4 protein-coding genes and 2 pseudogenes are annotated in these 5,661 nt (G+C 58.6%); 4 read left to right on the top strand and 2 right to left on the bottom strand.

Annotated elements, in window-relative coordinates:
* Positions 1–1,797: formyltransferase family protein (locus EOA85_RS25895; RefSeq protein WP_281033787.1), on the bottom strand; the 1,797-nt coding region annotated here is incomplete at its 3' end.
* Positions 1,798–2,638: 841 nt separating this feature from the next.
* Between EOA85_RS25895 and EOA85_RS25890 the strand changes: the two are divergent.
* The 3 genes and pseudogenes from EOA85_RS25890 to EOA85_RS25880 all read left to right on the top strand — a co-directional run.
* Positions 2,639–3,025, top strand: a pseudogene (locus tag EOA85_RS25890) (transposase); the annotation flags it as partial.
* A gap of 440 nt (positions 3,026–3,465) precedes the next feature.
* Positions 3,466–3,717: pseudogene (locus tag EOA85_RS39320) on the top strand (IS30 family transposase); the annotation flags it as partial.
* Between the two features lie 106 nt (positions 3,718–3,823).
* The gene (locus EOA85_RS25880) at positions 3,824–4,606 is read left to right on the top strand and encodes a hypothetical protein (RefSeq protein WP_127211662.1); all 783 of its coding nucleotides are present in this window, start codon (positions 3,824–3,826) and stop codon (positions 4,604–4,606) included.
* A 61-nt stretch (positions 4,607–4,667) separates the two neighbouring features.
* On the opposite strand, the gene EOA85_RS25875 is transcribed toward EOA85_RS25880, so the two are convergent.
* Complete coding sequence (locus EOA85_RS25875) at positions 4,668–4,862, bottom strand: hypothetical protein (protein ID WP_127211661.1); 195 nt, start codon at positions 4,860–4,862, stop codon at positions 4,668–4,670.
* 290 nt (positions 4,863–5,152) lie between these two features.
* Here EOA85_RS25875 and EOA85_RS25870 point away from each other — a divergent pair, with 290 nt between their 5' ends.
* Complete coding sequence (locus EOA85_RS25870) at positions 5,153–5,404, top strand: hypothetical protein (protein WP_127211660.1); 252 nt, start codon at positions 5,153–5,155, stop codon at positions 5,402–5,404.
* Positions 5,405–5,661 lie beyond the last annotated feature (257 nt).

The following is a 5,661-nucleotide window of genomic DNA, read 5'->3' as shown; positions in this document are numbered from 1 at the left end:
TTGCACCTGCTGCTCGAACAGTTCATGGATGCACCGCTCCGACGGATAGGCCGCCGCCGTCCGGTTCAGCTCCTCCAGCAGATACGCACGCTCCGCAGCCGGCAGGATGGCCAACTCGCGCACCGGCTGCCCGGCATCGGCCATCACACCATGTAACAAAGTTTGCAAATGCTGCGTCATGCGGTCGATCTGCTTCGGCGCTAATCGACTGGCATCAAAATGCCAGCGAAAGCTCCCATCCAGAGCGCAAACCTCAAAGGTCAGCAAATCGCCACATAGGGCTGGCCCAGCTCTGTGGCTCGTCTTCAGATCGCCAGCGACGGAACAGCTGTCTGTCGTGAGTGTGATGCCAATCGGCCAAGGCCGGTGCGAACGTAGCGCCTCCACACCTCGCAATGTCGGGCAGCGCGCGACAAGATCCCGGGCAAAGCTACCGTGCTCCCTCAGCTGAGCGAATTCGGCTGCCACCGCTTTGCGCATTTCTTCAAAATCACGTGCAAGATCAATGGTAACTTCCATCGGTACGGCAGGAGCGACAAGCACCTCCACCGCTTTCAAATCGGCTTGCCATCCATACGATGCAGGCTTCCATCCCAGTTGCAGCTCTGTTTCTCCCGTGATGCGGGCGAGATAGATCAGCCAAGCTGTTACCAAGTATTCCGTGCAATCATTTTGCGACAGCTTAGCCAAAGCACTTGGAATGACCCCCGAACTCGACTGCCATCTGGGCGGTGCGTCAGACAGGGACGACGACAGGAAAGGAAACTTCAATGTTCTAAACTGCTCAAGCCGCCGTCGCCAAAAATCCTCCCGAGGCGCCAGCAATTCATGAGCGGCAGTTATGCTCCGCGCCTGTTCATCGCCCAAAATTAGAAGGCGACTACCTTCATCCAGATTGGAGTGCCTGGCGAGGGCTCGCGCGTCCAGCACCCGCCCATCGGAGCTGCCAAAGCAAACCTCGACATCCTGCGTACCCGTCGCCACACGCCAGTGGCTGAAGTGGATTTCAAGCAGGGAACCCGCGGGAAAGCCCGAGCGTCGAGGCAACACCTCCAAGCGTCTGATTGCGACAGCCTCATCACCGACGAGCGCCTTGGGCAGACACAATGGATTGGCATGATACGGGCCAAAGTCTAGGGCACGCGTCATCGCTGACAAATCTTGCGCGGATCGATCCCATCGCAGATAGCCTGCCGCATCTGGGCGCCGACGCTTCGGAAAATAACTTCTGTTCACTAGCGCCTGCGGATAGGCAGTAAGTTTCCCGATCTTGAGGCCAGTTAAGAGTTCGCGGAAACCCTCGATCGCGGCTTCATAACACTTGAGGTTCAGGGTCATTGCCGTGTCGGTGGGCGCAATCAGGACTTGGCGCTGAACCACGACGTCACCCGTATCAACACCATCATCGATCCGATGCCAGGTGACGGCGTGTTCGGTTTCTTGCGCCAGCAGCGCCCAGGACGTCGCATGCGTTCCCGCATATCGTGGCAATGGACCGTCGTGGTAATTAAATGCACCTTGTCGCGCTCGCTCAAACACGTCCGGTCGCAATATAAGCGGATTGGCAACCGAGAATATCCAATCCACTGGCTCGGTGTTCAGTAAAGTGGAGAGTTCTTCAACATTCGCAATGCACAAGATGTTGGCGCGAGCCGCCCAATCCGCGAATATCGCGTCAGTACACAGGGCCGCGCCAATGACGTGGCCCATCTCCATTGCCAGCTGTGCGCACGCGATAGCTAGCGTACCACTGCCAAGAACGATGCTGGAAAAGATTGGCCGGGCTGCAGGATCCATGCCCTGCTCGCCTAGTTGACAGGCATGGCCGCGCACCGGAGAAGACCGATATACCATTTTCATCCCTCAGCCAGTCCCAATCTGGGCCGTTCCCGCCCTAACCGCCGCGCCGCATAGCGGCCTAAACCCGTCACACTGGTTCGGATCTGCTCAAGGGAAAGCGCGCTTGATACCAATCGAAATCGGCGGTCCTGAGTGTCAACCAACACAAAGAAGGTCATCGGCATAACGATAACATTGTCACGCCTTGCACCCCCCTATCTGCACGCTCCCCGGCGGCCCCACTCATCGGATCGCACCTGTTGTGCAACGGGTTCGCTGATGATGCCGGCCGTTGTCGATACTGCAACAACTGAGAGTGTACTTGCCCACCTCCGTTATCGCCGGCTGAATACCCTTCATACACCATTAGCACATTCAACAGCGTGTTTTCGAAGCTGAGCCGCTTACCTGCGTCCACGGACACCTTGAGCTAGCAGACCTACCGATGGGCGTAATCATGAGACGATTTCTCCTCAACCGGGACCCGTATACATATGAACAAGCATGTACCGTGCCAGAGAAGAAAACCATGTCACAACAAATGCCTGGCGCGAATCACACCATGACAAATGTCCGACAATGTCGGACACTGGACGTAAGCAATCTGAGGAGGGCTTCGAGTTTCGCGGCTTGCGGGTTGTCAGGCAGGAGTTGCCAGGTTCAGGAGCAGAAGCTCCTAACCCGAAAAGTTCATGGTGGGTTGACGGATTTGGTGCAAGACTTTGAAATGACATAGGATTTGGTTGCTAAGCCCGATCCGAATCATTTCCGGAGATCACACCCGCCATGAACGACTAGGCTGCCGCTGAGCTGTTTGTCATCAGTGGGCGGCAAGTCCGTCGTCGTCCGTTTCGACGGCGAGATGCTGTCGTCCAACAGCGGCTTTCTGGCTCTGGCCGAGGTGGAAAATCGGCTGCGGGTGGCCGAGCGTCTGGCGCGCTGCATCGACCATCCGCGCTGTCCGGACCAGACTGCCCACAGCTTGGCCGGGTGATCGGCTTTCGCATGAAGATGATCGCCGCCGGCTACGAGGACGGCAACGACGCCAAACCGGCTGCGCCCCGATCCGTTCTTCAAGATGGCCCAGGATGCCGCCGTCGGGTCGGGATCTGGCCTCCCAATCGATGATGTGCCGGCTGGAGAACCCGCCAGCGTGCGGGAGCTGGTCGCCATGGGGCGGGCGATGCGTCGATCTGGGCCGGCATCGCTAACGATGGTTGCGAAAGCGCACACGAAAGGTGCGGTCGCCGAGGCGGCGCCGCAGCCGATTGTTCTTGGCGAAAATGTTTCTCAGCCCGTGTTAACCACCGCTGAAGCAGTCGCCAAGGACATGACCATGCCCGACCATCGCTTCCTGGCCACAACGGTTGAGGAAGCTCCGGTTCCGGATGCGCCGCACGCATCGCCTGGCGATCGCCGAACTCGCCGCAAGAAGCTGCGGCAGAAAGATGGTACTTTGCCCCGAGATGAAGGATAGTAGCGGCGCCTGCGATGGCCGCTGCGCCACAGATGGCGGCATAACTTACGGTGAAACCCAGTCCAGGCCGAGCACATTACTTGCTGGTCCGGTGGCAGGTACCCTCCGCGAAGTTTCTCTAGAGGCGGCCGAAGTGACATGAGCTACATCTGATCCAGTTCCGCAAGAATTTTGGCAAGGCGAACGTCACTTCGCTGGTCAACGGGTGAGCCGCTTCCCGATCTTCTTGCGCAACAACGACTGGCAGTCACGCGCGATCATGGACGGCTTGGTGACGTGCTTGGTCCCTTTCCTCATTCGGCCCGTTGATCCATCACTTCGACCGCAGCATGGAGCTCACAGACTGCCCTTACCCTCAGGCCGATCTCGGCGTTCAGACATGGTTCTACGATCTGCAGGCGTATACCCTGATTCGACCCTCCGGAAGGGTTTCATTTTTGGCGTTGCTGCTCGGCTCGGCTCGAACGTGACGCAGATTGGTATGCGCGGATGCGCGCAGATCCTGACGTGCGTGAATTGATCGAAAGTTTCGCCTGCACGGTACTGCCCACGGACCAAACCAGCTTCCCGAGAGGCTCTGCTCGCGACCTTGCAGAGCTCGCGGGTGACGTGACAGGTGCTTTCCTGGCAGCCGCCCAAGAGTCCGCGGGCTATGGTCATATTCGGAATGACGATGTCATCGCTGCCGGTGCGCTAGTTGATCTCGACCGTTTCGAACCCGTCGTCGATGCCTCAGTCGCTGCACGCCAGCCAACCCAGGCTGAGCTCGACAATGCGGCGCGAAACCACCTGCTAATCCTCAACAACGAAGTCAGCGACGATTACGCCGAGCATCTAGCCAACGATGATGATGGCGCAACCGCCGATACCTATCTCGAAGCCTATGTGCGCAGATTGCGCGGCGAGCGCGGATGGAAGGAGGTGGTGCAGCATCGTCACCATGAGACGCTTCGCCAATACTGGCTGCGCGAACTTGACCATCCGAAAATGCAGCTCACTGCCGGTGAACTCGAGGCGGCAATTGAGGCAAGCTACGGAAACGATGATGAGGGGCAGCTCTGGAATCTGCTCACAGACCGCTGGGACGGCCACGCTGAGGACCGTCTCATTGTACGGCTGGTCGAAGGTCACGATAATTCCGGCGTTCGCGTATCGGCGTTGGATTGTCTGGCCGGTCATGTCCCTGACGAAATAAAAAAATATTGTCTCGACGCTTATCGCCAGCAAGGCCAACGGCAGGCTAGCCGAGCTGGCGTCCGACCTTGCCCATCGCGGGAGTGCTGGTGGTGAACACGCCAAGGCCCGCCACGACCAGTACGCCGCGATGATCGCGGCGCTGCCAGACGACTTTCTAGAGCTGGCACTGGCTGAACGTGCCATCTTGGATGAGAAGACGCCAGCGCTTTCGCCTGCGGCCGCCGCGACGCTGCTCGCGATTCCCGAAGCTACGAGCGACGTGCAGACTATGCGGGTGCGTCTTGCGCGCCATATCGATCTCGATGTTACCGAGGACGTCACGCGGATCCTCATGGATAGCGATGATCATGATACGGGCGCTCGAAGCGATCGAGATTGCGATTCATCGGGGTATGCGCGCACAGATTCAAGGAGCGCTCGACCATCGCTTCGCCCATGTCGCGGCGAAGGCGCTCACTGCACTGGCCGATCCCCTTCCGGCACCGCTGCCTGCGTTCGTACTTGACCGGGCCGAGCGGACATCGAGCCCTGTGCGCAAGGCAGTGCTTGCTCAGCTTGCGACCAAGCCGCACGCCGACCATCTCGACATGTTGCGCCTCCTAACGGCGGATGAGTGGGCGCAATGGGCGCAACGCGAGAATGACGAAAGCGATCGAGGAAAACGGGCTGATTGCGCTCGCACCGATCGATCTATTGGGGATCGCTCGTCTTTGGGACCCGCTCAAGCAACGTGCAGCACTCAGCGCCTTCCAATGGGTTGTCGTCCATATTGAGCAGTCACCAGGACTGATCGAGCGTCTAGACAAGTTCCTCGTCGAAATCGGCTATAAGGTCGCTTCGACGTCCGAAGCCGCACGCGCGGTCGTCGAAGCTGAGGCCGTGAAGGAGTGATTTCGCGGACCAGTGCATCCATAGACTGGGCCATTTATTCTCATAGCACATGGACTTCCTTGGTGACGGAAATCCGCTGGCATAGGGAGCTGCAGGTCCAGTCCCTCCACTTACCAATGCCGTAGCACGTCTAGAGCACGTCCTGTGATCGATGAATCGATTGTGATGTGACAGCTGCGTCTTGTGCTGATTCAACATCCACCTCGATGGAGGTGGACGATGGGAAGAGCATTGAGCGGGGATCTTCGATCGCGGGT

The sequence above is a fragment of the Mesorhizobium sp. M5C.F.Ca.IN.020.29.1.1 genome, assembly GCF_003997375.1.
Lineage (GTDB): Bacteria > Pseudomonadota > Alphaproteobacteria > Rhizobiales > Rhizobiaceae > Mesorhizobium > Mesorhizobium wenxiniae.
Note: the sequence above shows the minus strand (reverse complement) of the source record. Positions and strands in the feature narration are given on the sequence as shown.

What these genes read in the sequence shown, in the direction of transcription:
- EOA85_RS25870 (WP_127211660.1), top strand. Translation starts at nt 5,153, where the DNA reads ATGACGAAAGCGATCGAGGAAAACGGGCTGATTGCGCTCGCACCGATC.
- EOA85_RS25875 (WP_127211661.1), bottom strand. Translation starts at nt 4,862, where the DNA reads ATGATCATCGCTATCCATGAGGATCCGCGTGACGTCCTCGGTAACATC.